Origin of the sequence: Wolbachia endosymbiont of Madathamugadia hiepei, assembly GCF_013366855.1 — a bacterium.
In the GTDB taxonomy this organism is placed as follows: domain Bacteria; phylum Pseudomonadota; class Alphaproteobacteria; order Rickettsiales; family Anaplasmataceae; genus Wolbachia.
Genome location: NZ_WQMP01000181.1, coordinates 1 through 1,567, shown reverse-complemented (window position 1 = coordinate 1,567; position 1,567 = coordinate 1). Strand labels below are relative to the sequence as shown.

The following is a 1,567-nucleotide window of genomic DNA, read 5'->3' as shown; positions in this document are numbered from 1 at the left end:
GACAAGACTGCTGAGGTTTTTATGGGTTTTTTAAACTTCGTTGGTTCTCTCATATGGCTTCTCTAAAATTTTGTTCACAGAGACTAGTGAATCTTCTGAAAAGTATATAAAATTTAAGTTTAAGCAAAGAACATGGCAGTTAGACTTATTCCAGACAACCTCGATATCAAATTTAGTAAATATAGAAAGTTGACTGCACTCATTAGTATTATTCTGATCATTTTTTCAATACTCACTGTTGTGCTACGAGGAGTGAATTTAGGCATAGACTTTACAGGTGGAATCTTGATGGAAATAAAATCTTCGAGCGAAGATCGTACTATTCTTGATGTATTGAAAGAAAATGGCTTTACGGTGCAGAGTTCAAAAGCAGGTGACAATTTAGTCATGCGTTTTAAAGAGGAAGGAGATGAGGATAAAATTAAAAAGATAAAAAGCATACTAGAAGAAAAACTGGGTGGTTCAATAAGCTATCGTAAGATAGACTATGTTGGTCCCCAAATAAGCTCAACACAGATATTTGAAGGAATATTGTCCATGTTAATTGCAATCGTTGGAATATTTTTCTACGTTTGGCTCAGATTTAATTGGCAATGTGGGTTTGGTGGAATAATAGCACTGGTCCATGACGTGATTTTAACCGTCGGTTTTATTAGCCTGACTGGCATTGAGTTTAATATTTCATCAGTTGCAGCTCTCCTCACTGTAATTGGTTATTCAATCAATAATTCAGTAGTTATATATGATCGAATTCGAGAATATCAAAAAAGTGGTAAAGACAGACATATAAATGAAATGGTAGATGTAAGTATTAACGCTACATTGTTTCGCACTGTCCTAACCTCGGGTACGACCCTGCTCGCCGCTCTTCCTTTGACATTAATTTGTACAGGTGCAGTCAGAGACTTCAGCTTGATTATCTTTTTTGGTATTGCAATTGGCACTTGTTCTGCAATATTTATCTCTGCTCCTATATTAACCTGCAGAGCTTTAATAAGCAGATTCGCGGTATAATATCAACTTATTATCTCTTATAGTGAAGTGAAAATATCTCAAGAAACTCATTCCAAGTAATGAATGTGACATAGAATAAGTGTTGACGCTGGCCTGCACATCATTGATCAAAAAATTTCCTATTTTAACTTGAGGTATTTGAACCACTCCAGCTCTTATTTGACCTTTTGCAGTTTCATATATTTTAAAATCTTGAATATTCTGCGGATTAATACCGGCATTTATTGCATCCTTTTGCGACAGAACAATATCAGTTGCACCGGTGTCGAGCAAAAACGTTATATTGCGACCATTAACTTGAGCTTGAATATAAAAGTGTCCATCATATGATTTCGTAAATTCGACACTTCCACCATTTTGGATCCTTCCCCTATATGGTAAAAAAGTGCTGAGAAATCTATTGCTTAGTTTGTCTCCTTGTGAGTCGATAAACATTGCGGTAATAACTATTATCAGTAGCCAAATAACTAGTCTCTGTGAACAAAATTTTAGAGAAGCCATATGAGAGAACCAACGAAGTTTAAAAAACCCATAAAAACCTCAGCAGTCTTGT

General features: G+C 35.3%; 2 protein-coding genes. One reads left to right on the top strand and one right to left on the bottom strand.

Features of this window, described 5'->3' with window-relative positions; all coding sequences use genetic code 11:
* Nucleotides 1-132 precede the first annotated feature (132 nt).
* Entirely contained in the window at nt 133-1,014 is an 882-nt protein-coding gene (secF, locus tag GO685_RS05190) for a protein translocase subunit SecF (RefSeq protein WP_175937863.1), read from the top strand.
* Here the strand turns inward: secF and GO685_RS05185 are convergent.
* Complete coding sequence (locus tag GO685_RS05185; RefSeq protein ID WP_175937862.1) at nt 991-1,515, bottom strand: TIGR02281 family clan AA aspartic protease; 525 nt, start codon at nt 1,513-1,515, stop codon at nt 991-993. The genes secF and GO685_RS05185 overlap by 24 nt on opposite strands.
* Nucleotides 1,516-1,567 lie beyond the last annotated feature (52 nt).

Bases quoted from the DNA above. Each gene is read 5' to 3' on its own strand.
- secF (WP_175937863.1), top strand. From the start codon at position 133: ATGGCAGTTAGACTTATTCCAGACAACCTCGATATCAAATTTAGTAAA.
- GO685_RS05185 (WP_175937862.1), bottom strand. From the start codon at position 1,515: ATGGCTTCTCTAAAATTTTGTTCACAGAGACTAGTTATTTGGCTACTG.